The organism is Arthrobacter halodurans, assembly GCF_041877255.1.
Classification (GTDB): domain Bacteria; phylum Actinomycetota; class Actinomycetes; order Actinomycetales; family Micrococcaceae; genus Arthrobacter_N; species Arthrobacter_N halodurans.
Genome location: NZ_JBHDLJ010000015.1, coordinates 1 through 24643, shown reverse-complemented (window position 1 = coordinate 24643; position 24643 = coordinate 1). Strand labels below are relative to the sequence as shown.

24 protein-coding genes and 1 pseudogene are annotated in these 24643 nt (G+C 71.7%); 11 read left to right on the top strand and 14 right to left on the bottom strand.

The genetic code is table 11. The features are described 5' to 3' along the window. Positions 1–25 precede the first annotated feature (25 nt). Positions 26–1198 carry a zinc-dependent alcohol dehydrogenase gene (locus ACETWP_RS14805; RefSeq protein ID WP_373973036.1) on the bottom strand — a complete coding sequence of 391 codons (1173 nt, stop codon included), beginning with the start codon at positions 1196–1198 and terminating at the stop codon, positions 26–28. Positions 1199–1796: 598 nt separating this feature from the next. Here ACETWP_RS14805 and ACETWP_RS14800 point away from each other — a divergent pair. Both ACETWP_RS14800 and ACETWP_RS14795 read left to right on the top strand, forming a co-directional pair. Further along, positions 1797–2831: an iron-containing redox enzyme family protein gene (locus ACETWP_RS14800; RefSeq protein WP_373973035.1), complete on the top strand. Its 1035-nt coding sequence runs from the start codon at positions 1797–1799 to the stop codon at positions 2829–2831. Next, positions 2828–3079 carry a CDGSH iron-sulfur domain-containing protein gene (locus ACETWP_RS14795; RefSeq protein ID WP_373973034.1) on the top strand — a complete coding sequence of 84 codons (252 nt, stop codon included), beginning with the start codon at positions 2828–2830 and terminating at the stop codon, positions 3077–3079. Before ACETWP_RS14800 ends, ACETWP_RS14795 begins: the two co-directional genes overlap by 4 nt. 19 nt (positions 3080–3098) lie before the next feature. On the opposite strand, the gene ACETWP_RS14790 is transcribed toward ACETWP_RS14795, so the two are convergent. Continuing rightward, on the bottom strand, positions 3099–5174 hold the full coding sequence (locus tag ACETWP_RS14790; RefSeq protein WP_373973033.1) for a catalase: 2076 nt from the start codon (positions 5172–5174) through the stop codon (positions 3099–3101). A 464-nt stretch (positions 5175–5638) separates the two neighbouring features. Here ACETWP_RS14790 and ACETWP_RS14785 point away from each other — a divergent pair, with 464 nt between their 5' ends. Genes ACETWP_RS14785 through ACETWP_RS14775 form a run of 3 tightly spaced genes read left to right on the top strand, consistent with a single transcriptional unit; the run spans position 5639 to position 7547 of the window. Continuing rightward, positions 5639–6493, top strand: coding sequence for a F0F1 ATP synthase subunit B family protein (locus ACETWP_RS14785; protein ID WP_373973032.1), 855 nt, complete (start codon positions 5639–5641; stop codon positions 6491–6493). After that, a complete protein-coding gene (locus tag ACETWP_RS14780) occupies positions 6490–6936 on the top strand; it encodes a phage holin family protein (RefSeq protein ID WP_373973031.1) in 447 nt (148 codons plus the stop codon). The genes ACETWP_RS14785 and ACETWP_RS14780 overlap by 4 nt, the downstream gene beginning before the upstream one ends. Then, entirely contained in the window at positions 6933–7547 is a 615-nt protein-coding gene (locus ACETWP_RS14775; protein WP_373973030.1) for a DUF3618 domain-containing protein, read from the top strand. The genes ACETWP_RS14780 and ACETWP_RS14775 overlap by 4 nt, the downstream gene beginning before the upstream one ends. 75 nt (positions 7548–7622) lie before the next feature. On the opposite strand, the gene ACETWP_RS14770 is transcribed toward ACETWP_RS14775, so the two are convergent. From ACETWP_RS14770 to ACETWP_RS14740, 7 genes are all read right to left on the bottom strand, one after another. Further along, positions 7623–9281 carry a molybdopterin-dependent oxidoreductase gene (locus ACETWP_RS14770; protein ID WP_373973029.1) on the bottom strand — a complete coding sequence of 553 codons (1659 nt, stop codon included), beginning with the start codon at positions 9279–9281 and terminating at the stop codon, positions 7623–7625. A 241-nt stretch (positions 9282–9522) separates the two neighbouring features. Then, positions 9523–9969 carry a DUF4383 domain-containing protein gene (locus tag ACETWP_RS14765; protein ID WP_373973028.1) on the bottom strand — a complete coding sequence of 149 codons (447 nt, stop codon included), beginning with the start codon at positions 9967–9969 and terminating at the stop codon, positions 9523–9525. A 119-nt stretch (positions 9970–10088) separates the two neighbouring features. After that, positions 10089–10934, bottom strand: coding sequence for an anti-sigma factor (locus ACETWP_RS14760; protein ID WP_373973027.1), 846 nt, complete (start codon positions 10932–10934; stop codon positions 10089–10091). Further along, on the bottom strand, positions 10934–11515 hold the full coding sequence (gene sigK, locus ACETWP_RS14755) for an ECF RNA polymerase sigma factor SigK (protein WP_373973026.1): 582 nt from the start codon (positions 11513–11515) through the stop codon (positions 10934–10936). The genes ACETWP_RS14760 and sigK overlap by 1 nt, the downstream gene beginning before the upstream one ends. 131 nt (positions 11516–11646) lie before the next feature. Then, entirely contained in the window at positions 11647–12339 is a 693-nt protein-coding gene (locus tag ACETWP_RS14750; protein WP_373973099.1) for a fasciclin domain-containing protein, read from the bottom strand. Between the two features lie 337 nt (positions 12340–12676). Next, on the bottom strand, positions 12677–12808 hold the full coding sequence (locus tag ACETWP_RS14745; protein WP_373973025.1) for a hypothetical protein: 132 nt from the start codon (positions 12806–12808) through the stop codon (positions 12677–12679). A 112-nt stretch (positions 12809–12920) separates the two neighbouring features. Continuing rightward, the gene (locus ACETWP_RS14740; RefSeq protein ID WP_373973024.1) at positions 12921–14225 is read right to left on the bottom strand and encodes a sunset domain-containing protein; all 1305 of its coding nucleotides are present in this window, start codon (positions 14223–14225) and stop codon (positions 12921–12923) included. Between the two features lie 174 nt (positions 14226–14399). Here ACETWP_RS14740 and ACETWP_RS14735 point away from each other — a divergent pair, with 174 nt between their 5' ends. Both ACETWP_RS14735 and ACETWP_RS14730 read left to right on the top strand, forming a co-directional pair. Next, positions 14400–14870, top strand: a complete 471-nt coding sequence (locus ACETWP_RS14735; protein ID WP_373973023.1) for a DUF2231 domain-containing protein — start codon at positions 14400–14402, stop codon at positions 14868–14870. A gap of 2873 nt (positions 14871–17743) precedes the next feature. Continuing rightward, on the top strand, positions 17744–17980 hold the full coding sequence (locus tag ACETWP_RS14730) for a hypothetical protein (RefSeq protein WP_373973022.1): 237 nt from the start codon (positions 17744–17746) through the stop codon (positions 17978–17980). 114 nt (positions 17981–18094) lie between these two features. Here ACETWP_RS14730 and ACETWP_RS14725 read toward each other — a convergent pair whose 3' ends face one another. Further along, complete coding sequence (locus tag ACETWP_RS14725) at positions 18095–18613, bottom strand: hypothetical protein (RefSeq protein ID WP_373973021.1); 519 nt, start codon at positions 18611–18613, stop codon at positions 18095–18097. A 152-nt stretch (positions 18614–18765) separates the two neighbouring features. Here ACETWP_RS14725 and ACETWP_RS14720 point away from each other — a divergent pair, with 152 nt between their 5' ends. Beyond that, entirely contained in the window at positions 18766–19236 is a 471-nt protein-coding gene (locus ACETWP_RS14720) for an HD domain-containing protein (RefSeq protein ID WP_373973020.1), read from the top strand. A gap of 27 nt (positions 19237–19263) precedes the next feature. Here the strand turns inward: ACETWP_RS14720 and ACETWP_RS14715 are convergent, their stop codons facing one another. Further along, entirely contained in the window at positions 19264–20331 is a 1068-nt protein-coding gene (locus tag ACETWP_RS14715; RefSeq protein ID WP_373973019.1) for a lactonase family protein, read from the bottom strand. A gap of 198 nt (positions 20332–20529) precedes the next feature. Here ACETWP_RS14715 and ACETWP_RS14710 point away from each other — a divergent pair, with 198 nt between their 5' ends. The 3 genes from ACETWP_RS14710 to ACETWP_RS14700 are packed head-to-tail and all read left to right on the top strand — an operon-like array spanning position 20530 to position 23331. Beyond that, a complete protein-coding gene (locus ACETWP_RS14710) occupies positions 20530–21318 on the top strand; it encodes a cyclase family protein (protein WP_373973018.1) in 789 nt (262 codons plus the stop codon). A 10-nt stretch (positions 21319–21328) separates the two neighbouring features. Then, positions 21329–21961, top strand: a complete 633-nt coding sequence (locus ACETWP_RS14705) for a CG0192-related protein (protein ID WP_373973017.1) — start codon at positions 21329–21331, stop codon at positions 21959–21961. A gap of 2 nt (positions 21962–21963) precedes the next feature. Beyond that, complete coding sequence (locus tag ACETWP_RS14700; protein WP_373973015.1) at positions 21964–23331, top strand: dihydrolipoyl dehydrogenase family protein; 1368 nt, start codon at positions 21964–21966, stop codon at positions 23329–23331. A 71-nt stretch (positions 23332–23402) separates the two neighbouring features. On the opposite strand, the gene ACETWP_RS14695 is transcribed toward ACETWP_RS14700, so the two are convergent. The 3 genes and pseudogenes from ACETWP_RS14695 to ACETWP_RS14685 all read right to left on the bottom strand — a co-directional run. Then, a complete protein-coding gene (locus tag ACETWP_RS14695; protein ID WP_373973014.1) occupies positions 23403–23714 on the bottom strand; it encodes a DUF4190 domain-containing protein in 312 nt (103 codons plus the stop codon). A gap of 170 nt (positions 23715–23884) precedes the next feature. Further along, positions 23885–24202 carry a hypothetical protein gene (locus ACETWP_RS14690; RefSeq protein ID WP_373973013.1) on the bottom strand — a complete coding sequence of 106 codons (318 nt, stop codon included), beginning with the start codon at positions 24200–24202 and terminating at the stop codon, positions 23885–23887. A 95-nt stretch (positions 24203–24297) separates the two neighbouring features. Continuing rightward, positions 24298–24643, bottom strand: a pseudogene (locus tag ACETWP_RS14685) (hypothetical protein); the annotation flags it as partial.

Genomic DNA, 24643 nt, shown 5'->3' with positions numbered 1-24643 from the left:
TGCCGGCCGCGTCGCGCCGTTCCCGCTACGGGTTGAGAACCACCTTGATGCAGCCGTCCTCCTTTTTCTGGAACCGCTTGTACAGCTCCGGCCCCTGGGAAAGGGGCGCCGTGTGCGTGACGAGGTCGTCGAGGCCGAAGGGATCCGCCGCGTCCTCCACGAGCGGCAGCAGCGTGTCCGTCCACCGTCGGACGTTGCACTGGCCCTCGCGCAGCGTGATCTGCTTGTCGAACATGTCCACGAGGGGCATCGGCGTGGCCTTGCCGGCGTAGACGCCGCTCAGCGAGATCGTCCCGCCGCGCCGCACGGTCTGGACGGCCGTGTGGAGCACGGCCGTCGGGTCCACCGAAGCGGTCTCCAGTGCCGCCTGGGCGACCTTGTCCGGCAGGAGGCTGGTGGCCTGTTGCAGGAAGCCGGCGCCCGGCGAACCATGCGCCTCCATCCCGACGGCGTCCAGGACGGCGTCGGGGCCGCGCGTCGTCATCTCGCGGAGCTGGCCCGCGACGTCCTTGCCGAAGTCCAGGACCTCGACGCCGTTGCGTTCGGCCATGGCGCGCCGCTCGGGGACCGGGTCGACGCCGATGACGCGGTAGCCGCGGTGCCGCCCGATCCGGGCGGCCAGCTGGCCCACCGGTCCCAGCCCGAAGACGGCGAGCGTCCCGCCGTCCGGCACCTCGGCGTACTCGACGCCCTGCCAGGCGGTGGGGAGGATGTCCGACAGGAAGAGGTAGCGGTGGTCGGGGAGCTCCTTGCCGACGACGACCGGCCCATAGTCCGCGAACGGGACGCGCAGCAGCTCGGCCTGGCCGCCCGGGACCTGCCCGTAGAGCTCCGAGAAGCCGAACAGGGACGCGCCCTTGCCCTTGCCGGTCACCTGCGTGGTCTCGCACTGCGACTGCAGCCCGCGCTCGCACATCCAGCAATGCCCGCAGGAGATGTTGAAGGGGATGACCACGCGGTCGCCGACCTTGAGGTTGTGGACCCCCGCGCCGACCTCCTCGACGATGCCCATGGGCTCGTGCCCGAGGATGTCGCCGGCGTGCATGTAGGCGCCCATGACCTCGTACAGGTGCAGGTCGGATCCGCAGATGGCGGTCGATGTGATGCGGACAATCGCATCGGTGGGCTCTTGGATGACGGGGTCCGGAACGTCGTCGTAGCCGATGGTGCGCTTGCCTTGCCAGGTGAGTGCCTTCATGGCGGTCCTCCTCGTGTTGGGGCGGTTCCGGCGCCGTGGTGCACCGGGAGGAGCCATTCAAACACTCCGATCCGACAGAACGAAGCCGCGGCCAGGCGCCGGTGGCTGGCGCGGGACGGCGGGATCTCCCGGCAACCGCGGGAATCCGCGGCTGCGGGGCCGCGGCACGGCGTCGGAAACTTTCGGGGACCGCTGCGCGAGGGATCGGCGCGTCTGGACAGCCGCGGGTCGGGGCCATAGTCTGGAATGGCTTCACGTGTAAGGCAAGGCCGGGCCCCGCAACGGCACGGCACCCCGCCCCCGTGGACAGTGAAGAACTACGCCCACTCCGAACGGCCGCTGGCCGCCTCGGCCGACGGGGGACGTGGACTGAGGAGACCTCATGCCGTCCCGCTTCGGGCGACGCGGACCATCCGCCCGCCGCCGGCCCACCTGCCCGGGTTCCGCGCGTCCCACATCCGGCGGGCGGCGCACCCTGCCGCCCGGTGCCCCGTAGGCGATCCGGTCCGCGGACCATCGCGACCGCCCCGACACCCCCTTGTGCGCCGCAGCGCCGCGCGCGCCGACCACCCCGCCCGTCCGATCCCAGGAGAACACCATGAAGCTTCCCGCTCCCCGCGGGTCCGTCACCGAGGCCCTCTTCGCGGCCCTGGCCCGCAACGACCTCGCCGACCCCATGCCCGCCCTCGCCTCTGCCGTGGAGGACGCGTTGCGCGACCACGGCGACGTGCTGTACGACGACGACCTGCAGCTCGCGCTCCTGTGCCTGTACGAACTGCACTACTCGGGCCTCGAGGGCGTCAACGACCGGTGGGAGTGGCACCCACCGCTGCTGGCCCTGCGCGCCGACATCGAGGAGGCCTTCGAGGGCCGGTTGCGCGACGGCGTCTCCGTCATGGACGCGCCGCCCAGCGGCGCGCAACAGGTCGCGGACCGGCTGTTCGCCATGGCCGCGGCGGACGGCGGACCGTCGGTCGCCGACTTCGTGGCCCGCCACGCCGACGTGGGGCAGGTCCGCGAGTTCCTCATCCACAAGTCGGTCTACCAGCTCAAGGAGGCGGATCCCCACACGTGGGCCATCCCGCGGCTGACCGGACGCGCCAAGTCGGCCATGGTCGAGATCCAGGCCGACGAATACGGCGGCGGGCGTCCCGGGCAGATGCACGCGCAGCTCTTCGCGCGCACCATGGAGGGACTCGGCCTCAAGAGCGGGTTCGGGCACTACCTCGACCATATCCCGGCCATCAGCCTGGCGTCGGTGAACGCGATGTCGCTCTTCGGGCTGCAGCGCCGGCTGCGCGGCGCCATCGCGGGGCACCTGGCGATCTACGAGATGACGTCGTCGCTACCCAACGCGAAGTACGCCCGCGGGTTCCGGCGCCTCGGCTTCGGGGCGCCGGTGACGGACTACTTCGACGAACACGTGGCGGCCGACGCGGTCCATGAGCAGATCGCCGGCCGCGACCTGGCGGGCGGGCTGATCGAGGAGGACCCGCGGCTGGCCAGCGACGTCTTCTTCGGGGCGGCGAGCGTCTGCCTGCTCGACGAGCTGGTCGGCCGGTGGCAGCTGGAGGCCTGGGACTCCGGCCGCAGCTCCCTGTCCGTCCGGCTCCCCGCGCTGGAGGACGCGTGAACGCGGAGGACCCGCGCGGCGCCGCGCCCGTCCGCAAAGCCCCGCCCGTCGAGATCACCGTGTGCCCGCGCGGGCCGCTCCTGATCCGCGGCGACGTGGAACTGGTGGACGGCGACGGGGCGCGGATCGATGCCGACCGCAGCACCGTGGCGCTCTGCCGCTGCGGCGCGTCCGCGACCAAACCCTTCTGCGACGGCTCGCACAAGCTCACCCGCTTCGGCCGGCCCCCGCGGGACGCCACCCTCTAGGCGCCGAGCCCCGCTCGGCCTATCGCCGCGCCAGCCGCTCCCACGCGCGGTGGGTGCCGAGCAGCCCGACCGCCGCCTCGACGGCGCCGGCGGGCTCCGCCGCGACGACCCCGGGCGACTCCGCGGGCAGTCCGGCGCCGGCCATCACGGACCCGCCGGGTCCGGACAGGACGATCGCCTTGGCCTGCCGGTAGACCTCCTGCAGCAGGAGGATGAGCCGCGGGTCCAGGCCCTCGCCGCCGGGGGGCGACGGCGTCCCCGCCTTCCCGTCCAGATCCGGGACCGCGTCGGCCGCCGGCGCCGGAACCGCGAGGACCACGAGCGCGTCGAACTCGATCGACCGCGCCGTCAGGAACGTGCGGTCCACGGGTGAACCGTCGGCGAGCGTGCCGCCCGTCGGCGCCACCAGCAGCGGCTTGAGTCCGTTGCGGTGCGCCTCGGCCACCACGGTTTCGATCGCCGCCGCGTCGCTCGCGTGGTCGGCGACGATGCCCACCACGCGCCCGTCCACCGGCCAGCTGGCCCCGACCTGCGACACGGCGGGGCTCGGTTCGCGTTCCTGCACTTCGCGGTCCGCCGACGGCGCCGGCAGGCCAAGCCCGAGCGCGACGGCCGCACAGAGGTCCGCGTCGATGTTCGCGAGCGCCTGCAGCTGCCGCGCCCGGACGGCCTCGCTGGCGCACTTGCCGAGTTCGAACGAATACGCCTGCTGGACGTGCAGCCGCTCCTGCGCGCCCAGGCTGCGGTAGAACATCCGCGCCTGGCTGTAGTGGTCGTCGAAAGTGGCCGGGTTGCGCCGCTCCTTGACGGCCTCCGCGATGTGCTCGGGCACGTCGATGAAGGGCATCCGGGCGGAGCCCTCCGCCCCGGCCATGAACGGGCATCCGCCGTCGAGCGAGTTCGGGTGGTACGGCGCGATGCCCTCGTGGACGTCGTCCTGGTGGAAGCCATCGCGCAGCATGTCGTTGACGTCGGCGTGCGGGCGGTTGATGGGGATCTGGGAGAAGTTCGGGCCCCCGAGCCGGGTCAGCTGCGTGTCGATGTAGGAGAACAGCCGGACCTGCAGCAGCGCGTCGTTGGTGACGTCGATGCCGGGGACGAGGTGCCCGGGGTGGAACGCCACCTGCTCCGTCTCGGCGAAGTAGTTGGTCGGGTTCCGGTTCAGGACCATCTTGCCGATCGGCTGCACGGGGGCCAGCTCCTCGGGCACGAACTTGGTGGGATCGAGCAGGTCGATCCCCTCGAACATCTGCTCCTCGTTGTCCGGAAACACCTGGATGCCCAGTTCCCATTCGGGGAAGGCGCCGGACTCGATGGCCGCGGCCAGGTCCCTCCGGTGGAAGTCCGGGTCGACGCCGTTCGTCAGGAGCGCCTCCTCCCAGATGAGGGAGTGGACGCCGAGTTTGGGTTTCCAGTGGAATTTCACCAGCGACGTCCCGCCGTCCGCGTCCACGAGGCGGAAGGTGTGCACCCCGAAGCCCTCCATGGTGCGGTAGGAACGCGGGATGCCGCGGTCGCTCATGACCCACATCGTGTGCGCCTGCGCCTCCGTGTGCAGGGAGACGAAGTCCCAGAACGTGTCGTGCGCGCTCTGTGCCTGCGGGATCTCCAGGTCCGGGTGCGGCTTGACCGAGTGGACGACGTCGGGGAACTTGATGCCGTCCTGGATGAAGAAGACGGGGATGTTGTTCCCGACGAGGTCGAACACCCCGTCGGAGGTGTAGAACTTGGTGGCGAAACCCCGGGTGTCCCGCACGGTGTCGGCCGAGCCCCGGGAACCGGCCACCGTGGAGAAGCGCACGAAGACCGGGGTTTCGACGCCGTCGGCGAGGAACGCGGCGCAGCTGAGCTTCTCGGCCGTGCCGTAGCCGACGAACGTGCCGTGGGCGCCCGCGCCGCGGGCATGCACCACGCGCTCGGGGATGCGCTCGTGGTCGAAGTGGGTGATCTTCTCCCGCAGGTGGTGGTCCTGCAGGAGGACCGGCCCCCGGGGACCGGCCTTGAGCGAGTGGTTGGTGTCCCGCAGCGGCGCTCCCTGGCTCGTGGTCAGGGTCTTGCCCTGCTGCTTCGTGCCGGATTCCGGGGTGGTCGTCATGTTTTGTCTCCCTCGTACGGTCCTGCCCATGGGTGCCGCCTGTCGGTCCACATGTGGGGCGCTCCCGTGTGCCCACTGCGTTCCCTTCACGCCACGAGTCACCCGGTTACCCACCGTAGTCACGCCCGGGGGCACGCCGTCAACCCCCGATCCGGCCCGGCTGGGACTTCGCTGGGAACTTCCCGGGCACACTTGCCTTACAGTCTAAGTCTGTGGTTAGCTTCCACACGTTGACTAGATGTTCTAGCTAATGTTCAGGGGCACCGCGGCCGTCCCACGACGCCGCGGGCGCCCCATGGAGGAGGAGGACTCAATGGTTCACGGCCTCAGGATCCAGGGCGTCACGAACGGCTAGCACCGCCGCCGTTCCCCCGCACGTCCGGGCCACACCGTCCGCCGTCGGCCCTACACCGGCGGTATTTCTGCCTATCGAGTGCACAACATCGACCATTGGAGAAGACACCATGACAACACCCAACGCACCGCGGGATCCCGCCCGCCTCGACCAGCCGCTGGAGGGCGAGGACCGCTTGGCCCCGCCGCCGCCCCCCGTCGATCCGCTGGCGGGACCGGAATTCGACCGCTTCGCCGCCGGGCCCGATGCCCCGGAGCAGTCCGCGAACGGCAGCACCGCGGCCAAGGACGAAGCCCGGGAAAAGGCCTCGGCGGCCAAGGACGAGGCCCGGCAGGTCGGCCGCGAAGGCGCCGAGACCGCCAAGCAGGTTGGCCAGACGGCCAAGGAGGAGGCCGGCAAGGTCGCGCACGAGGCCAAGGCGCACGCCCGCAACCTCGTCGGCGAGCTCGGCACCGACCTGCGCGAGCAGGCCGGCACGCAGCAGCAGAAGGTCGCGGAGGGCATTCGCGCCCTCAGCGACGAACTGCGCGGCATGGCCGACAACTCCGCGGCCGACGGCACCGCGTCCTCACTCGTCGATCAGGCCGCCCACCGCGCCGGCGACGTGGCCGGATGGCTGGAGTCCCGGGATCCGGGAACGCTTCTCGAGGACGTCAAGGACTTCGCCCGCCGCAAGCCCGGCGTCTTCCTCGCCGTCGCCGCCGGCGCCGGCCTCGTGGCCGGACGCTTGGCACGCGGCCTGGCGGCGGAGTCCTCGGCCGGGTCCTCGGAGGGCACCGCGTCGACCGGCGCCGGCGCCGCCACGGGAACGGCCACACCGCCCCGGACCTACGAGCCGGCCGCGAGCTACCCGCCGGTGGCGGACACGTTCAGCCACCCCGACGTCGCCAACCTCGAGGGCGGCGGGGTCCGCCGTCCGGAGGACATCGTCGCCGAGGCCGAGCGGGGGTACCCCCGGGCATGAGCGACTACCAGCAACCGCCGTCCGTGGCGAACCCGCCGCAGTCCGAGGCCCAGGACCGGGCCGCGACGAACTCCGTCGGCGAACTGTTCGGCGAGTTGACCCGCGACCTCTCCACCCTGGTCCGCCAGGAAGTCGAATTGGCGAAGGCCGAGGTGCGCGAGTCGGCGACGTCCGCGGGCAAGGGCGCCGGCATGCTCGCCGGCGCGGGAGTGGCAGGGCACTTCGTCCTGCTGTTCCTGTCCCTCGGGCTGATGTGGGCACTCGGCAGCGTCATGCACTTGGGGTGGGCCGCCGTGATCGTCGCGGTCCTCTGGGGCATCGCCGCCGCCGTGCTGAGCGCCGTCGGCAAGAAGAAGCTCAAGGAGGTCAAGGGTCTCCCCCAGACCGCCGCCACCGTCAAGAAGATTCCACCAACGATGAAACCAGGTGAGGAAACGCCATGAGCCAGACACCAGACGAGATTCGTGCGGACATCGAGCGCACGCGGCAGGAACTCAACACCGATGTGGACGCGCTGGCCGACAAGGTCAACCCGTCCTCGATCGCCCACCGCCAGGGCGACAAGGTCCGCGAGACGGTCCGGCGCGCCACGGGCAGCATCATGGGATCGGCCGAGAACGCGGGCGGGAGCGCATCGTCGGCGGGCCACGCGGCCGGCCAGGCCGTGCAGGACGCTCCGCGCCAGGCCATCGCCCAGACACGCGGCAACCCGCTCGCGGCGGGACTCATCGCCTTCGGCGCCGGCCTGCTGGCCGCCTCGCTGATTCCGGCGAGCCAGAAGGAGCGCGAAGCCGCCTCGACGCTGAAGGAGAAGGCGCAGCCGCTGGCCAGCGAGCTCTCCGATGCGGCGAAGGACGTCGCCGAGCACCTGAAGGAGCCGGCGCAGGAGGCCGCGGAGTCCCTCAAGCAGACGGCGACCGATTCGGCGGCAACGGTCAAGGACGAGGCCTCGGCGGGCGCCTCGCACGTCAACGAGCGCGCCAAGGAGGCGACGTCGAACGTGTCCGACGCCGGCGGTTCCGCCGGCGGCGGCAGCACGCGCGGCGGGCTCTAGCCACCACGCCCACCTCACGACGGCGGTGCCCCGGTCCTCGGACCGGGGCACCGCCGTCGTCATGTGTCCCGCGTGCTATTCCACCGTGAACTGGATCCGCTGCCAGCCGCTGGCTCCGTTGGGGATCGGGTCCGCGCGCTCCTCGGTCTGCACCTCGCCCGTCCCGTCGACGGCGCGCACGCTCACGGAGTGCGGGCCGGGCGTCGCGTCCTCCCACACGTAGGACCACTGGCGCCACGTGTCCACGGACGCTTCCGCCGCGAGTTCGGCGTCGCGCCACTCGCCGTCGTCGATCCTGATCTGCACCTTGTCGATGCCGCGCTGCTGCGCCCACGCCGTGCCGCCGAAGGCGGCCCGTCCGGCGGGGACCTTCGCGAAGGCCCGGGGCACGTCGACCCGCGAGGCGATCTTGATCGGACCGCGCTCGTCCCAGCCCCGCGTGGTCCAGTAGGCGGCCTTGTCGGCGAACCGGGTGACCTCCAGGTCGACGACCCACTTGGTCGCCGAAACGTAGCCGTACAGTCCGGGAACCACCATGCGCACCGGGAAGCCGTGCTCCAGCGGCAGCGGTTCTCCGTTCATGCCGACGGCGAGCAGCGCGTCGCGGTCGTCGGTCAGCACCTCGAGCGGCGTCGACGCGCTGAAGCCGTCGATGCTGGTGGACAGGACCATGTCCGCGCCGGCCTGCGGGCGGGCGCGTTCCAGGATGCTGCGCAGCGGATAGCCCAGCCACTTGGCGTTTCCCACCAGGTCCCCGCCCACGGCGTTGGACACGCAGGTGAGCGTCACCCAGGTCTCCTGGAGTTCGGTCTGCAGCAGCTCGTCGAACGTGATCGTGAACTCCTCCTCGACCATGCCGTGCACGCGCAGGGACCACTCGGAGGGCTCGATCCGCGGGACCGCCAGCGCCGTGTCGATCCGGTAGAAGTCGGCGTTGGGCGTGACGAACGGGGGCATGCCCTCGACGTCCGCGGCGACGCCGGCCGGCAGCGGCTCGGCGCGGGTCTTCGGCGCGGGCAGGCGCAGTGCCTCCCGGGTGGCCTGCGCGGCGTTCCGCACGCCCGACAGGGCGCGGCCACCCACCGCCATGGCGCCCGCGGCGACGGCGGCGAGGCCCGCGGCCGCGAGGAACCCGCGGCGGGAGGACTTCCCCGCGCCGGCCCGTGTTCCGGTGGCCGCGTCCGGCGTCGTGCCCGACGGCGTGCGGCGGACCACGTACTCGCCGGCGCGGCGCGGCCCGCCGGCGCCGGCCGGCGTGTCTCCCACGGCGGCCCGGGCCCGATCCGTCAGCAGGCGGAGGGTACCGATGCCCGCCAGGGTCCCGACGATGGTCGGCAGCACGTCGAGCGGCCCGGTCGCGGGCCGGGACAGGACGCTCGCGCCGATGGCCGCCCCGAGCAGCGCGATGGTGCCGGCGGCCAGACCGAAGCGGCGCCGGGCGAGGATGCCGATCAGCGCGGCGGCGATCGCGGAGACGATCCCGATCGAGACGAACAGCGCCAGCTTGTCGTTGGTGCCGAACGTCGCGATCGCGAGGTCCTTGAGCCACGGCGGTGTGATGTCGATGAAGACGGCGCCCATGGCGACCATCGGGGACGAGGCCGTCGCGAAGAACGCGGCCACCAACTCGGCGGTGGCGAAGAGCACGGCCGCGGAGACCAGTCCCGCGACGGCGAATGGCCAGGCGGCCAGTCCGCGCCGGAGGCGGCGTCCTGTCGAGGTGTCGGTGGTCATGGTGGCCCCTTCCGTAGCGCCGTCGGCGGAGGTCCCGGCGGTCCGGGTGCCTTCGACGTGTGCGGTTCGGAGCGGACACCCTCCCCGGATTGGCCGGCCGGGACACGCCCGTGGCCGCCCCTGCGGACAGGGTACCGCGCGGAAAAGGGGCGGTGGCGCCACCGCGCCACCGCCCCTTCCCTTTCCCGTCGGCCGGAACCCCGGGCGCAAGGCCCCCGGACAGGGGTTCGGCGCGGGAAGCCTAGGCCCGCTTGCGTCCCACCACGAGTCCGAGACCCAGCATCGCCGCGCCGAGGGCGAGGTGCAGCCAGTTGTCGGCCGCGTTGAGCGGGACGAAGTTGGCGGGCGAGTCGTGGCCGATGACCAGTCCGTAGACCCAGAGCACCAGGTAGACCACGCCGCCCCAGACGAGGTACTGCTTGGCTGCCCCCGCCGTACGGGACATCAGGATGCCGGCCGCCCCGAACAGCAGGTGGACGGCGTTGTGCAGGACGGAAACCTGGAAGATGCCCAGGAGCATGGCCCCCGAATGGTGGCCGGCGAAGCCGATCTCCCCCGCGTTGGTCGTGATGCCCGGGACGAACCCGAGGATGCCGACGAGCAGGAAGACCGCCCCGATGGCGAGGGCCGCCGTCTGCACGAGGGAGCGCCGGGTCGTCGGTCGCTGCCCGATGTTGGTCGCTGTCATGGGATTCTCCTTCGGTGAGGTGCGCCGCCGGGCGGAAGTGCCGCCCGGCTCGATGTACCTCTGGTTCGGAGCGGAGGCCCGAACGGATGGGAGAAACCTCGCGGCTAGAACTCCTGGGGCTAGAGCTCCTGGAGCACGATCGGATCGGTGGTCGGCTGCTCGGAGCCGCCCGCCGGCTCCACGGTGATGCCGAGGTGGGTGACGCCGTCCATGGGGCCGGAGACCATCTTCATGCCGCCGCCGCTGGTGGCCTCGGCCGTCATGAGGCCGGCCGGTGACGCCCCGTCCGGGGAGATCAGCCAGAGCTCGTAGGCCTTGTCCTCCGGCAGCTCGGGCAGCCGCGCGGAGACGGCCATCATGCCCTCGGTCGCCGAGTAGGTGAGGTTCACGGCGCCGGAGTCCGTCTGCTGGCTCGCGGTCTTCAGGTCCTCGGCCGCGAACAGCCGGGCGAAGTCCTCCTGCGTGGCGTTGGCCGAGGCCAGCTGCTCCTCGAGCCGCTCCTGTTCCTCGCTTTGGACGGCCACGACGCCGGCGAGCCCGCCCGAGGCCACGACGAGGATGCCGGCGGCGGCCGCGAGCAGCCGGACGGTGCGCGGGTTCGCCGCGCGGCGCTCGCGCGCCGCCCGGAGGTCGACGACGGAGGGTCCGGCGCCCGAGGCGGCTTCCCGTCCGTCGCTCGACGCCCCGCCGTTGACCGGCGCGTCGCCGTCGACCGGCGCGTCGCCGTCGACCGCGGGAAGCTGTGGCGTGGTTCGGATGGCGGCCATGACGTTGGCCTTGACGCGCGCCGGCGGGGCGACCGGGCCCGCGCCGAGCGCCAGCAGCGCGGCGGTCTCCTCGAGGCCGCGCAGCTCCTCGCGCGTCTCCTCGGAGGCGCGGGCCTGCCGTTCGACGGCCTCGCGCTCGTTGCGATCGAGGGCGTTGAGGGCGGCGACGCCGGTCAGTTCCTGGTCCTGGTCTTCCATCACGCCACTCCTAACTTGTCTCGAAGCTTGATCATTCCGTCGCGTATTCGGGTCTTGACGGTGCCCACCGGCACCTGCAGCCGGTCGGCGACCTCCTGGTGGGAGTAGCCGCCGTAGTACGCCAGCTTGATCGCGTCCCGCTGCGCCTCGCTGAGCGACTCCAGGGCGCCCAGCACGCGTTCGCCGTCGGCGCGGAGGATCGCGGTCTCCTGCACGTCGTCGTACGACTCCTGGAATTCCTTGATCCCCTGCCGGAGGTCCCGGTCCCGGCTGGCCTGGCTGGCCCTGACCCGGTCGACCGCCCGGCGGTGCGCCAGGGTGCAGATCCAGGAGACGGCCTTGCCGCGGCCGGCGTCGAACCGCGCGGCATGCTGCCAGACCTCGATGAAGACCTCTTGGGTGACCTCTTCGCTCTGCGCCGGGTCGCGGACGACCCTGCGCACCAGCCCGAAGACCACGGGAGAGACCGCGTCGTAGAGTTCCTCGAAAGCACCCTCGTCACCCTGGCCGACCCGCATCAGCAGGTCGTCCTCGGTGGACGGGGGTGACGCTTCCGCGACGCGAAGCCTTGGCAGTTCCATGGGGTCAAGACTCTCACGGACGGTCCTCACGTCGCACCTCATTCCCCCGGGCCGGGCGGCGAGTCGTGCCTTCATCCCGGATGCCGCGAGGCCGGTCCCGGACACCGCCTGCGCGGCATCCGGTCAGCGGGTTACTTTGCTGCCGGCGGCATCATCACTGCGTCGATGAGGTACACGGTGGCGTTGGCGGTCTGGACGCCGCCGCAGATGACGCTGGCGCCGTTGACCATGAGCTCGTCGCCGCTGCCGGTGACCTCGAGGTCCTCGCCCTGGACGGTGGTCTGCATGCCGACGACCTCTTCCGGGGTCAGCTGGCCGGGGACCACGTGATAGGTCAGGACCGAGGACAGCATGTCGGCGTCCTCGACGACGGCGGTCAGGTCGGCCTCCGGGATGGCGGCGAACGCTTCGTCGACAGGGGCGAAGACGGTGAACTCGTCGCCGTTCAGGGTGTCGACCAGGTCGACGTCCGGGTTCAGCTCGCCGGAAACGGCGCTCGTGAGCGTGGTCAGCAGCGGGTTGTTGGAGGCGGCGACGGCCACGGGATCCTGGGCCATGCCCTCGACCGATCCGTCGCCATCCGGAACCTGCTCGGCGTAGCCGGCACAGCCGGGGCCGACCAGGTTCGCCGCCGCGTCCATGTCCTCGGACATGCTCTCCGACGGGGAGGCCGACGTCATCGGGGCCGAGGAGGACGAGCTCATGGGGGCCGAGGACGCGTCGCCGCCCGTGGCGGCTTCCTCGCCGCCGGCGCAGGCGGTGAGTCCAAGGGTGCCCACGGCCACGACGCCGAGTGCCGCGGCGAACTTCCGGTTCATCTTCATGCTCTTCATGACGCTTCTCCTTGATGGTTCGGCGGGTTGCCCCGCCGTGCCTTCCCGACCGTGTCCGGTGCGGGCTGTCGAGAAGCTATTCGGAACCCGGGGGCGATCGGATTGGACGGAGGGGAAATTCTTTTCTCCGTGCCTTCCGCGTCTCGCCATTCGCCGGCGTCGGACGTATTCTGGGCGCGCGGGGAAGAAGCGGAACGAACGGCCGCTTCCTCCCCGTTACTCGCGATCCCCGCTACTCGCGTCCGGGCCGAGCCCACCCCGCCAGCACAACAGCGGCGGCGGTCCTCCGGGGAGGTCCGCCGCCGCTGTCGCGTCCGCTATTTCAACGTCACTTCTTCATTTTCCCGAAGGGATCCGTCCCCGAGTCCCCCGCGGCCTTGCTGCGCTTCTCGGCGCGCTTCTCCTTGATGGACTTGGACGGTTTCTTGGCTTCGTGGCGGTGAGGCGATTTGTCAGGCATCTCAGGCGCTCCTAGCTGGGGTGGTGTTCCCCGGAAGGTGGGGTGGGTCCCCCACCTCGAACGATACGCTTTCCGATCCCGTTTGTGACCCGCCTCACCCGACGGGTTTCGGCTAGGCCTTCGACGCCCGGTAGCCCGCGGCGCGTGCCGCCGCGGTCGTGGAGAAGCACTCCTCGGGCGCGGTGACCGCGTAGTAGCGCCCGCCGGGCACGTGGTACTTCCACTCGTTGTTGCTGCCGGTCCGGTTGCCCTTGACCGGGTAGCCGGCCGGGCACCTGGTCCCGCCGTTGACCGCGACGCGCACCGGCTTCGGGCCGGCCTTGATCGTCAGCGTCTGCGTCCGGGTGGAGGTGTAGGCCGCGGACCAGACCGTCTTGGTGACCTGCTTCGACGTCGTGGTGGTCTTGTAGAGGTAGTCCCGCGAGGACTCCACGTACGGGAAGACAACGATCTTGGCGGCGGCGCCCACGACGGGCGCGAACTGAACGTCCTTCGCCACGTCCTCGTTCCACAGAACGACGTCGGTCAGGTCGGCATCGGGGTCGAATTCGGTCTTGATCCTCAGCTCCGCGGCCCGGTTCGTTGCGGTGTCCGGGTAGTAGGAGGACCAGCCGTCGTAGGCGCCGTCGAACGCGCCGGTGCACCGGTGGTCGATTTCCCGGACGTCCAGCTGGATGTCCAGCCCCGGGACGGTCTCCGTGGTCGGGGACCCCACCTTGACGACCTTGCACGTCATGGGCACGGCGGTGTTGCCGTTGGACACCAGCTTGCGCGTGGTCGTCGGCACCGTGGACGTGGTCTTCACCGGGAAGCGGTACCGCGCCGTGGTCGTCGCCGTGTACTTGCCGGCCGACAGGTGCGCGTTGGCCTTCCCGGACACGAGGGTCTTGGCGCCCTGCTTGACGGTCAGGGTCTTGGACAGCAGCTGCGCGCCCGTGGCAACGGACACGCTCGGCGCGACGACCGCCTTCTTGCCGTAGGGTGCCGTCTTGCCGGCGATGGTCTTCAGCGCGACGGCGGTGCGCACCACCAGGGTCTGCGTCTTGCTGGTCGACTTCGCGACCGTTCCGACCTTGTAGCCGACGCGGGTGGTGACCGAGTAGGTGCCGGCCTTCAGCGCGGCGCTCGACTTGCCGGACACCAGCGTCCTGGTGCCCTGCTTGACGGTCAGCGTCGGCGTGGAGACGGAGGCGTTGCCGCTGACGGCGACGGATGGGCGCACCGTGGCGCTGCCGCCGACCTTGACGATCGGGCTGGAGATCGTCTGGAGGGTGACCCGCGGCGCGGTGGTGGCCGCGGCGACCGACGAGGCGGCGGCGGCCGGGACGACGGCGGCGGCGGCGCCGACCGCCGTGCCCAGGACGAGCGACGAGACTGCTGCGAAGGTCGCGACGGCGCGACCGAGTGATGTGGACAAGATTCCCCCGAATTTCATGCGGCGCCACGGCGCCAATGCGTGTGATGAAGGGATCATAACCCGCCCGCGCGTCGTTCCCCGCACGGCGGCGCGCGCCCGTGCCGCGCCCCGTCCGTTGCTGTCCTAGACTGGCGCCACCGGCCCGCCCGCGGCCGGAGCGAAGGAAGCTGCGCCATGGACATCAACGGCATTCCGCTCCATCCCCTGGTGGTCCACGCCGCCGTCGTCTTCGTCCCGCTGACCGCGGTCCTGGCCGCGCTCGCCTTCGTTCCGCGCTGGCGCGCCACGGCGACGTACCTGGCCGCGGCCGCCGGTCTCCTGGCCGCGGCCTTTTCCCTCCTCGCGGAGCAGTCCGGCGAAGACCTGCTCGACCGCGTCGCCGAGACCGACCTGCTGGAGCTCCACGAGGAGCTCGCCGAGGCCGTGGTGCCGTTGTCCCTGGCCGCGGCGGGCCTGCTGGCGGTCCTCGCGCTCGTGTCCTGGGGCCGCCCCGCGTCACTCGCCGCCCTGAACACGCGGTTGGCCGCGCACCCCCGGATCCTCACCGCGCTGCGGCTCGCCGCGCTGGCGGTGGCGCTGGCCGCGACGATCCAGATGTTCTTCGTCGGGGAGACCGGCGCCCAATCGGTCTGGGGTGGCCGGTAGGTCCCGGACCCGGCGGCCGAGCCTCCCGGCGACGACCCGGAACGCCGCGGCATAGGCGGCCGTCTCGAGGTAGTGGGCGTGCGTCGCGACCACGAACTGGTAGGCGCCCCGCTGGAACTCCTCGGCCCGCCGGTCCATCGGCGCGCGCCGCCCGGCCGGTTCCCCCAGATAGCGGACGGGGAATCCCAGCGGGTCGGTGGGACGGTACAGGTTCACCCAGCGGTCGCCGAGCACCTCGGCCAGGGCGCCGGGTGTTGCCGCTGCCCTCCCCGCGTACCGACGGTCACGCGCCTCCTCGGCCACCTCGCCCTCGGCGGTGGGCGGCCAGGGGTCGCGCCCGGTGGCCGACGGCGGCCCGGCCGGCACGATCGAGAGCACCTGCGGCCCCAGCACCGCGGGAAAGAACCGCGCGAAGTAGCGCCGTACCTGGACCCCGTAGCTGACGACGCCGATGCGGGCCAGCTTGTCCGCGTCCATCCCGCGGGCCTGCAGGTGGAACAACGCGCAGACCGTAAGCACAAATCCCATGGAGTGCGCCGAGATGACCGCGCGCCGGCGCGACGGGTCCTCCACGGCGCTGCCCGCGGGGCTCCGGCCCGGCCCGGGGAGCTCGGAGAGTCCGTCGAGCCAGTCCGTGATCCGGTCGGCCAACTCCGGGACCACACGCTCGGAGTAGCAGGGCGGACCGAAGGGATGCGCCTGGGTCGGCAGGAAGCACATGAGGTCCCAGAGCAGCGCGAATGGCCGCGCCTCGCTGCGGGAGGACGCGACGACGAGCCCGGCGATGACCAGCAGCCCGGCCCACAACCCCATCCCGCCGGCCACGCGGGCCGCCACCCACAGCCAATGGTCCGGCGTCGGGACCCCTGTCAGCCACAACACGGCCAGCATCCCGCCGGCCCACATCCCCGCGAAGACGGCCCAGCCGAGCCCCCCGGCGAAGACCTCCGCCTTGCGCAGCAACGCCGTCATCCGGCGGACCCTCCAGACCGCGCGCACGGCCCGGTCCACGACGTCGTCCTCCGCCCACCCACCGGCGTCGTGCAGCAGCTCCCCGCGGATTGTTGCGAGTTCCTCCGCGGCCGGCTGCCCGTGCCCGGCCCACCACACCCGGCCTTCGAAGCAGGCGAGCACGACCGCCGCGCCCAGCAGCAGCAGGGCAAAGCCCGCGCCCAGCAGGACGAAGACCATCGGAGCCTCCAGCCCGCCCAGCGCCCACCCCGCCGTGAGGACGGCAAAGAAGGACAGGACGGACCCGAAGCCCGTGGCCAGCGCGGCGAACACGAAAGGCCCCAGACCCGCCCAGCCCAGGAGCCTCCGTGACCGGGCGGTGCTCGCGACCGCGAGGCTCTGCCCCAGGATGACGAGCAACACCAGCGCCGTGAGCAGCACGACGGCGGTGGCCGCCATCGCCCCGCCCCGGCCGGACGCGGGGGTGGTCCGGTCGAGCGACGAGTAGGCCGCCACCGCTGCCAGCAGCGCGGCGCAGGCGAGGAGGTAGGCCGTGGGGAAGAGGCCCTGGGCATGCCCCGGCACCTCGGCCTGCGGGCCGAACAGCAGCGCCGCCGCGCCGGCCACCAGCAACAGCGAGGCGAGCAGCACCACGGGCCAGCCCGGCGACCGGGCCCACCAGTCCTCCCCACCCGCGGCCGCCATGCCATCGACGCGGGACGCCGCGATGATCGCCGCCAACCACGCGAGGGCTGCCGCGCTGTGCAGGCGGCGCAGGCGTCCCATGCCCGCACCGACGACCCAGAAGTCCCTCCAGGCCAACAGGGGACGCTGCCCTCCGTGCCCCTCCGTGCCGGTTGCCGCGAACGCCGTGTCGGTCGATGCGGCGCCCCGCGGCGGTTCGGCCGTCGGCTCATCGACGGGGTGGGCATCGCCGGGCTGGACATCCCCGGGCTGGCCATCGGGCGGCGACGCGTCTTCGCGGGGGCCCGGGAGATAGCGGGTCCGGGCGAGTGCCGGGAGGACATGCACGACGGCGAGCGCGGACAGCGGAAGCGCCAGGAACGCGGCGGTGCGCGCCCCCGGGGCCCAGCCGGCCATCGGGACCAGCAGGACGGACAGCGGCCCGCAGGCGACACCGGAACCTCCCGTGAAACATTGCAGGGCCGCCATGTCCCAGGCCACCGACGCCGCCGTCGTCATGTAGAGCAGGGTGAGGAGCAGGCCCAGGACGCGGACGGTTCCCGCGCCGAGTCCGCCGCCGATCGCCCGCGCCAGGAAGTCGTGCCCCTGCCCTCCCAGTGGGCCCTCGCCGCCGTCGCCCTCGCCGTCGCCGGCCGGCGGACCTCCGACGCGCTGCCGGGACCAGTAGGCGGTGTTGGCCAAGCCATAGGGCGCCAGCGAGAACCAGAGGACGCGCACCAGGGCGTCGCCGATGCGCCCCAGGCCCGGCAGCCCGGTGTGCCGGGCCAGGAGGCCCCAGCCGTAGGCCTCGACCCGCCTCCCGCGCGGTGAGGCAGCGGGTCGCGGCCGCGTATACGTCGTGAAGCCGGCCAGCCTGTCGCCCCGGCAGGAGTGCACGCGGTCGGCGCTCGTGCGCAGCATCTCGTGCGGGGGCGTGTTGCGCACCCCGTGGATCCGCAACTCGAGCAGGTCCGGGTCGGGGGCCGGCGCGGGGACGGCCCGCGGGGCGGGCAGGTCCGCGTGGTCGGGATGTCGCTGGTCGCCCATGCCGGAACCTCCTGGTGCCTCGCCCGGGCCCCGGGCGCCTGGCAGGCCGGGTGCGGGCCGCGTGGCGCCAGCGGAATGCCGGCCGGCTCCACGTGTTCCTCCGATGCTAGGCACGTTGACGTTCGCGGTAAAGACCCTACCGTGATCGTCGAGTGCTTCCCCCGGGGTCCGGTCGGTGCGACGATGCAGGTATGGAGATGAGCAAGGAACCTGCGAAAAATGAACGACGATGGGGGGCCGCCTTGCGCCGCAAGGAAGAAATCGGGCTAAGCCATAGTGAACTCCGCGACCTTGCGCGCCGCCGCCAGGAGGCCGAGGAGAAACTGGACAAGCACCTGCGCGAGCAGGAGGCGCTCCACCCGCCGAAACATCCGCACGACTGGGTCAAGCACCCCCACGGAGACTCGATCCACCCGCACGACGACTAGTTTCGACGGTCGCGGGCCCCGACCCGCGCCGGTCGGCGAGTATCCCGACGTGCATGTGGACGTGTCGCCGGGTGGATGTGTCATCTGTGGGTGTGGCCCACCACTTTCGGGACGCTAATAGATGTGCAGCGCCGCCCCGTAGCCGGGAAGGAACGTACCGCCCCGCGCCCAGGCCGACAAGACGTCGATGGTGCTCTCGATGCCGAGGAACTGGTCCTCTTCCGGCATCGTGTAGGGAATGTTTCCACGGCGTGCCGAGTCCTCCCCGTATCCCATCCGGAAATTGTGGACGCCGTCCTCGCGATAGACCGCCACCTCGACATGGTAGGTCTCGCCCGCGCTCATGGTCTGCGCATACCGCCCGCCGATGCCCTGATGCTTGGTCTGGATGACCAACCAGTCCCCGTCCCCGAGCCGGTGCACCAGCTCGCTGATCCGACCGACGTGCTCGAGGTCGTGCCAGCCCGAGTTCACCTCGTCGACGTCGATCTGCCATTGCAGCTCCTCCTCCGGCCTGAATTGTTCCATCAGCCACTCGAGCAGTTGGAGGTCCTCCGCGCGCGTGCGGACACCGGCCGATTCGGACGCGGGGGCGTCTTTCACCGGCGCTTCTTTCACGGGTGCCTGGTTCATGGGTGCCTGGTTCATGGCTTGACGGTATCGGCGCCCTCCGACGTTCTGGCGCACCTTCCAGCGACCGCGACGACGCAGCCCCAACCCGTGGGGGCGTCGCGGTACATTCGGGGCATCGGGAGGAGGGCTCCCGCCAGAGACGAAGGATCGCCATGACCGAACAGGCTCCAACGCATCCCCAGGTCGCCGCGGCGCGATCCATCGCCACCATCGCCCACCGCGGGCAGACGGACCAGTCCGGCGCCGACTACATCGGCCATCCGGCCCGCGTGGCAGCACGGCTGCGCGACCCCCAGCAGGTCGCGGCCGCGTGGCTCCACGACACCATCGAAGACTGCGGCATCTCCGGCGCGGACCTCCTCGCGGCGGGCATCGACCCGGCGGTGGTCACCGCGGTCGAACTGCTCACGCGCACGGACGACGTCGCGTCCGACGACTACTACCGGGCCATCCGGGGCAACGCCATCGCCCTGGCCGTGAAGCTCGCCGACATCGCCGACAACACCGATCCCCACCGCGTGGAAGTCCTGCGCCAACGCGATCCGGACAAGGCCGCGCGGCTGGCCCTGCGGTACCGGCACGCCCGGGCGATCCTCGCCGGGGAGTCCGTCACGCCGGGCTAGCGACGCCCGGCCAGCGCGGCGCCCGCGTCACGCCTCGCGGGTCTCGATCCACAGGGGGCCGCGACCGGTGGCGACCCGATCGGTCCGCTCCAGCTTGCCGTCCTCGGGGTCGATGCCGTAGGCGCTGAGGTGGCCGGACAGCTCGCCGCAGACCAGCAGGTATCGCCCCGTGGGATCGACACCCGCGCCGCGCGGCTGGGTCTCCGTCCCGGTCGTGCGCAGGTAGGTCAGCGTTCCGTCGAGGGGATCCACCGCGAACGTCGTGATGGTGCTGGTGGAGCGCTCGGTCGTGAACAGGAACCGGCCGTCGGCGCCGAGCTGCAGGTCCGAGCACCAGATCGCCTCCGGGCCGGGGTCGGGCACGCCGCCGCCGCGGGCCCGTCCGGGCACCAGTCCGAGCCGGTCCGGGATCGAGGAGATGTTCTGTCGCTCCGTCAGTGTCCCGCGGACCGGGTCGCGCCGGTAGACCGTCACCGTTCCGGCCATCTCGTGCAGCGCGTACAGGACCTCCCCGCCCGCGGCGAAGCGGAGATGCCGGGGTCCCGAGCCCGGCGCGGTCGCGACGCTCCCCGCCTCCTCGAGATCGTGCGTGTCGGTCTCGTACCAGACGATGCGGTCGGCGCCCAAGGAGGCGGCGTAGACGTGGCGACCGTCCGGGCTCGGCACCATCGAGTGGGCCTTCGGTCCGGGGACGTGGCTTTTGGCCCTCCGCTCGCGGCTCTCCCCGCCGGCGGGGACCACCGTCCCGTCGGGCGCGACGGGCAGCGCGAGCACCATCCCGTCGTGATAGGAGGCGCTGTAGAGCCACTCCCCCGCGGCATCGAGGCTCAGGTACGCGGTGCTCGCCTCCATCGGGACGCTGCCGACCGGTTCCAGGGAACCGTCGGTGGAGATGCGGCGTGTGGTGACCTGCGGCGGCGTCGTGTTCCGGCCGGCGTGGAGCAGTCCGCGATCGTGGTCGACGGCCAACGCCTTGACGTCCGACAGCCCCCCGGACCGACCATGCTGCGTCAGCCGCCCGAAGTCGGTCTCGAGATCCAGGAGGTCAACGACGCCGTCCTCGGCGCAGGCGACGTAGACGTGCACGTGGTTCATCGGTTCGGGCCTTTCCGGAGACGTCGCTTCGACTACCAGCCTAGGCCCCGCGACGCCGGACGGGGAGGCCGCGGCCTCGGGACGCGCTGGGCCGGCCCGGCCGCCTCCGATCCGCGGCGAACAAGCGCAGACGCCGAAAGGCGCCTTCGCTAGGATCGGTCTCGTCGGAGTCGTCTGCCCGCCAGCGAGGAGAATCCCATGACACAGCTCGCCCACCTGATCGAATCGCTCGCCTCGGGACGGATCGCGCTCGTCGACCTGACGAACCGCCTGTCAGCGGACACCCCGACGCTCCGGCTCCCCGAGCCGTTCGCCAACCTGATCGACTTCAGCCTCGAGCAGGTGAGCGCGTACGACGCCCCCGGGCCGTTCTGGAAGCACCACAACATCCACACGGGCGAGCACATCGGCACGCACCTCGACGCTCCCGTCCACTGGGCGACCGGCAAGGACGGCGACGACGTGTCGCAGATCCCGCCGGCGCGCCTGGTGGGCCCCGCCGTCGTGCTGGATTTCTCGGCCGAGGCCGCCGCCGACCCCGACTTCCTGCTCGACATCCGGCACGTCGTCGCGTGGGAGGACGCCTACGGCGAGATTCCCGAGAACGCGTGGCTGCTGCTGCGCACCGGCTGGGCGCAGTACGCGAACGACCGCGAGCGCTTCCTCAACGCCGACGACGACGGCCCGCACACCCCGGGATTCACCGCCCAGTGTGCCCAATGGCTCGCCGAGGAACGCCCCATCTCGGGCGTCGGCGTGGAGACGGTCGGGATCGACGCGGGCGCGGCCGGCGGCATGGAGCCGCCCTTCCCGGCACACCACTACCTGCTGGGGAACAACAAGTACGGCATCACCTCGTTGCGGAACCTCGACCGGCTGCCCCCGACGGGCGCGGTCATCGTCGTCGCCCCGCTGCCGATCGTCGGCGGCACCGGCAGCCCCAGCCGCGTCTTCGCGATGGTGGAGAACGAGGTCCCGGGAATCTAGACTCGGCGGCATGGCACTCATCTACCGCGCCCAGTTGCGGCCCTCGAAGAAGGACCTGATCGCGGCGTGGCTCCCGGCCCAGCCGTGGTACTCCGGGGTCCACCCCAGCGAACTGCAGCACCTCGGCGCCTACCGCTTCGACGACCCGGCCGGCGAGGTCGGCATGGAGACGCACCTCGTGGCCGTCGACGGCGTCGTCTTCCACGTGCCGCTGACCTACCGCGGCGCCCCGCTCGACGGCGCGGACGAGTGGCTCGTGGGCACCATGGAGCATTCCGTGCTCGGCCGGCGCTGGGTCTACGACGGCTGCGGCGATCCCGTCTACATCGCCGCCCTCGTGACCACCATGATGGCCCACCAGCCGCAGGCCGATGAGCTGGTCGACGGCGAGACGGAGCCGCGCGAGTGGACGGTCCGCGTGCACAGCGAGGGGCCCGTCGTGCACCGCGTCCCCCGCATCGGCCGCCCCGCGCCCGTCACGGAGGACGGCGTGACGGTCATCCGCTCCGGCGACCTGGTGATTTCCGTGGCCCGGACCGTGGACCTCACCGGTCACATCGGCGGGAACTGGGCGCTCACGGGACGTTGGGCAGGACTGCCGCATCCGGTCCAGCTGGCCGCCGTGACCAGCGAAGGACACTGACCGTGGCCGCGCCCGAGGAGTTCGACGTCGTCGTCCTCGGCATGGGTCCGGGGGGCGAGGTCGCGGCCAGCCGGCTGATCGACGCCGGGCTCAACGTCGCCGTCGTCGAGCGGGAGCTCATCGGCGGCGAGTGCGCCTACTGGGCGTGCGTGCCGTCGAAGACCCTGCTCCGGCCCGCCGAGGTGCGGTCCGAGGCCGACCGGGCCGCCGGTGTCCGCGGCGCCGAGCTCGATTGGGCCGACGCCAGCGACTACCGCGACGGGATGATCCGCCATCTCGACGACGCCGCGCAGGTGAAGGGCTACGTCGACCAGGGCGCCACGGTCATCAAGGAAGCCGGGCGGGCCGTCGGTCCCGGCCGGATCCGTGCCGGGGACCGCGAGCTGGCCGCGCGGCACATCATCGTCGCCACGGGCACCGTTCCGGTGGTTCCCGAGCTCGACGGCATCGACGAGATCACCGCGTGGACCAACCGCGAGACATACACCGCGACGACGCTTCCCCGGCGCGCCATCGTGGTCGGCGGCAGCGCCGTGGGCGTGGAGACCGCGACGTTCCTGTCCCGATTCGGCGTCGAGGTCACGCTCATCCACCGGGGCGGCTCGCTGCTGTCGCGGGAGGAGCCACGCGTCGGGGAGCTGGCGCTGAAATACCTCAGGGAGTCCGGCATCGACGTGCGGCTCAACGCGTCGCCGCACCGCGCTCGGCGCGACGGCGAGGACAGCGTCCTCGAGCTCGAGTCCGGGGACGACGACGGCGCGTCGGTCGCGGCCGACGTCGTTGTCTTCGCCACGGGCCGCACGCCCCGGACGGGCGGTCTGGGCCTGGAGTCGCTCGGCGTCGAACTCGGTCGCAAGGGCGAGGTCGTGGTGAACCGCCGCTGCCGCGCCGCGGACGGCGTGTGGGCGATCGGCGACGTGACCGGCAAGCTTCCCTTCACGCACGTCGCGAAGTACCAGGGGCGCATCGTCGCGGACGCGATCCTCGGCCGCGGGCACGAGGCGCGCTACGAGGGCATTCCCCGCGTTGTGTTCGGAATCCCGGAAATCGCCGCGGTGGGGCTCACCGAGCACGACGCCGGACGGCGCGGTCTCGCCACGCGGTCGGTCGAACTCGATGTCGCGGCCGCACTCGCACGCCCCTGGACGTATGAGAGGAAGCCGGAGGCGCATCTCGGGTTGCTGGCCGACACCGACCGGCGGGTACTGCTCGGCGCGTGGGCCGTGGGGCCGCAGGCCGGGGAGTGGATCCACTATGCCGCGCTGGCGATCCGCGCCGAGATCCCGCTGGACGTCCTGCGCGATCAGGTGGCCCAGTTCCCCACGTTCCACGAGGCGTACCTCGCGGCATTGGAGAAGCTGGAGCTCTAGACCGACAGCGGGGCCCGCATTAAGCACGGGCGGCCCACTCCCGCGAGGAAGTGAGCCGCCGTTATTGCGCCTTACGGTGCGGTGGTTCCCACGGACATCATGGCGATGACCACGAAAACGAACCAGATCAGGCCGATGATGCCGAAGATCGTGCTGATCCAGCCCAGCACCTTGCCCGCGGTCGCCGGGACGTTGCGCTGCTCGGCGAACTTGGCCTTCACGATCGCCAGCGGGCCGAACACAATGCCCAGGATGAAGATCCCGACGATGCCGAAGATCAGCGAGGCCTGGGCCGCCTTCTGTCCCTCGAACATCTCCGGGCTGTTCTGCATGTACATCGGCTGGTACTGGCCCGGCTGCGGTCCGGACGGCGGTGCTTGCATGGAGTCGGACATTTTTCCCCCTGGTGTTCGATGCGGCCTCGGGGCGTTCCGGCGCCGAGGCCACGGCTTATCGAGTGACGGGAGCGACAATACGGCACTGACCGGCCGCTTTATGCCCCACGCGCCGCGCGATCACCGCGGCCGATGCGACCATCAGGCGGGGACGTGCGCTACTCCGGGCTTTTCGCGTATCCGGAGACGTCTTCCGGCGGGACACCCGTGCCGGGAGCCAGCCCGTCGATGTTGCGTCGTGTCGCGTCGATGCGTTTTTCGGCGTCCGGAAGGGTCTCGCCGTCGTCGTCCGGCTCCTCGGCCAGCGACTCATCGTGGGTCCCTTGGTGGCCGGCGCCGTCGTCGATCAGTTCGGACTGCGGGGTGCCCTCCTGCTGCTCATCGGCGATGTTGTGTTCGGGACGCCCCTCTTCGGAGACGAAGCCTCCCAATTCCTCTGCCGGGAGTAGGCCGTCGTGCTGCGGTTCATTCGTCATGGTGATTGCTCGCCTCTCGATCGCGTTGCTGTCTCCGGTCCCTCACGACGATATCCTCAGCGGCCGACGGATAGGTCGTCCGGCAGCTCGCGTCGTTAGAAGGGTGGTTCCGGGTTGTTCGGGTCGAATCCGGACGGTGTGGTCCACGCGGCCCACGGGTCCGGGCGGGGCGGTACCGCTCCCACGCCCTGCCCGGCGCCCTGGCCCTGAACGACGCCGGTGCCGGTGCCGGTGCCGGGGATGCCGGGGCTGGTGGTCGGGGTCGGGACGGGCAGGCGTTTGCGCATCGCCCTGACTCGCGGGCGGCGCGGTGGTGCGGGTGGTGCGGCGGGGCGGGGCCGCGGGAGGCCGGGGTCCCGGGCCGGGGTGTGGTCCAGTCCGGCGAGCTCGGCCATGAGCCAGGGGATGTCGTGCCCGCCGGCGGCCTCGTAGGCCCGCCGT

Excerpts from the sequence above, each read along its gene's own strand:
- ACETWP_RS14805 (WP_373973036.1), bottom strand. The coding sequence starts at position 1,198 with ATGAAGGCACTCACCTGGCAAGGCAAGCGCACCATCGGCTACGACGAC.
- ACETWP_RS14800 (WP_373973035.1), top strand. The coding sequence starts at position 1,797 with ATGAAGCTTCCCGCTCCCCGCGGGTCCGTCACCGAGGCCCTCTTCGCG.
- ACETWP_RS14790 (WP_373973033.1), bottom strand. The coding sequence starts at position 5,174 with ATGACGACCACCCCGGAATCCGGCACGAAGCAGCAGGGCAAGACCCTG.
- ACETWP_RS14785 (WP_373973032.1), top strand. The coding sequence starts at position 5,639 with ATGACAACACCCAACGCACCGCGGGATCCCGCCCGCCTCGACCAGCCG.
- ACETWP_RS14780 (WP_373973031.1), top strand. The coding sequence starts at position 6,490 with ATGAGCGACTACCAGCAACCGCCGTCCGTGGCGAACCCGCCGCAGTCC.
- ACETWP_RS14775 (WP_373973030.1), top strand. The coding sequence starts at position 6,933 with ATGAGCCAGACACCAGACGAGATTCGTGCGGACATCGAGCGCACGCGG.
- ACETWP_RS14770 (WP_373973029.1), bottom strand. The coding sequence starts at position 9,281 with ATGACCACCGACACCTCGACAGGACGCCGCCTCCGGCGCGGACTGGCC.
- ACETWP_RS14765 (WP_373973028.1), bottom strand. The coding sequence starts at position 9,969 with ATGACAGCGACCAACATCGGGCAGCGACCGACGACCCGGCGCTCCCTC.
- ACETWP_RS14760 (WP_373973027.1), bottom strand. The coding sequence starts at position 10,934 with ATGGAAGACCAGGACCAGGAACTGACCGGCGTCGCCGCCCTCAACGCC.
- sigK (WP_373973026.1), bottom strand. The coding sequence starts at position 11,515 with ATGGAACTGCCAAGGCTTCGCGTCGCGGAAGCGTCACCCCCGTCCACC.
- ACETWP_RS14750 (WP_373973099.1), bottom strand. The coding sequence starts at position 12,339 with ATGAAGATGAACCGGAAGTTCGCCGCGGCACTCGGCGTCGTGGCCGTG.
- ACETWP_RS14745 (WP_373973025.1), bottom strand. The coding sequence starts at position 12,808 with ATGCCTGACAAATCGCCTCACCGCCACGAAGCCAAGAAACCGTCCAAG.
- ACETWP_RS14735 (WP_373973023.1), top strand. The coding sequence starts at position 14,400 with ATGGACATCAACGGCATTCCGCTCCATCCCCTGGTGGTCCACGCCGCC.
- ACETWP_RS14730 (WP_373973022.1), top strand. The coding sequence starts at position 17,744 with ATGGAGATGAGCAAGGAACCTGCGAAAAATGAACGACGATGGGGGGCC.
- ACETWP_RS14725 (WP_373973021.1), bottom strand. The coding sequence starts at position 18,613 with ATGAACCAGGCACCCGTGAAAGAAGCGCCGGTGAAAGACGCCCCCGCG.
- ACETWP_RS14720 (WP_373973020.1), top strand. The coding sequence starts at position 18,766 with ATGACCGAACAGGCTCCAACGCATCCCCAGGTCGCCGCGGCGCGATCC.
- ACETWP_RS14715 (WP_373973019.1), bottom strand. The coding sequence starts at position 20,331 with ATGAACCACGTGCACGTCTACGTCGCCTGCGCCGAGGACGGCGTCGTT.
- ACETWP_RS14710 (WP_373973018.1), top strand. The coding sequence starts at position 20,530 with ATGACACAGCTCGCCCACCTGATCGAATCGCTCGCCTCGGGACGGATC.
- ACETWP_RS14705 (WP_373973017.1), top strand. The coding sequence starts at position 21,329 with ATGGCACTCATCTACCGCGCCCAGTTGCGGCCCTCGAAGAAGGACCTG.
- ACETWP_RS14695 (WP_373973014.1), bottom strand. The coding sequence starts at position 23,714 with ATGCAAGCACCGCCGTCCGGACCGCAGCCGGGCCAGTACCAGCCGATG.
- ACETWP_RS14690 (WP_373973013.1), bottom strand. The coding sequence starts at position 24,202 with ATGACGAATGAACCGCAGCACGACGGCCTACTCCCGGCAGAGGAATTG.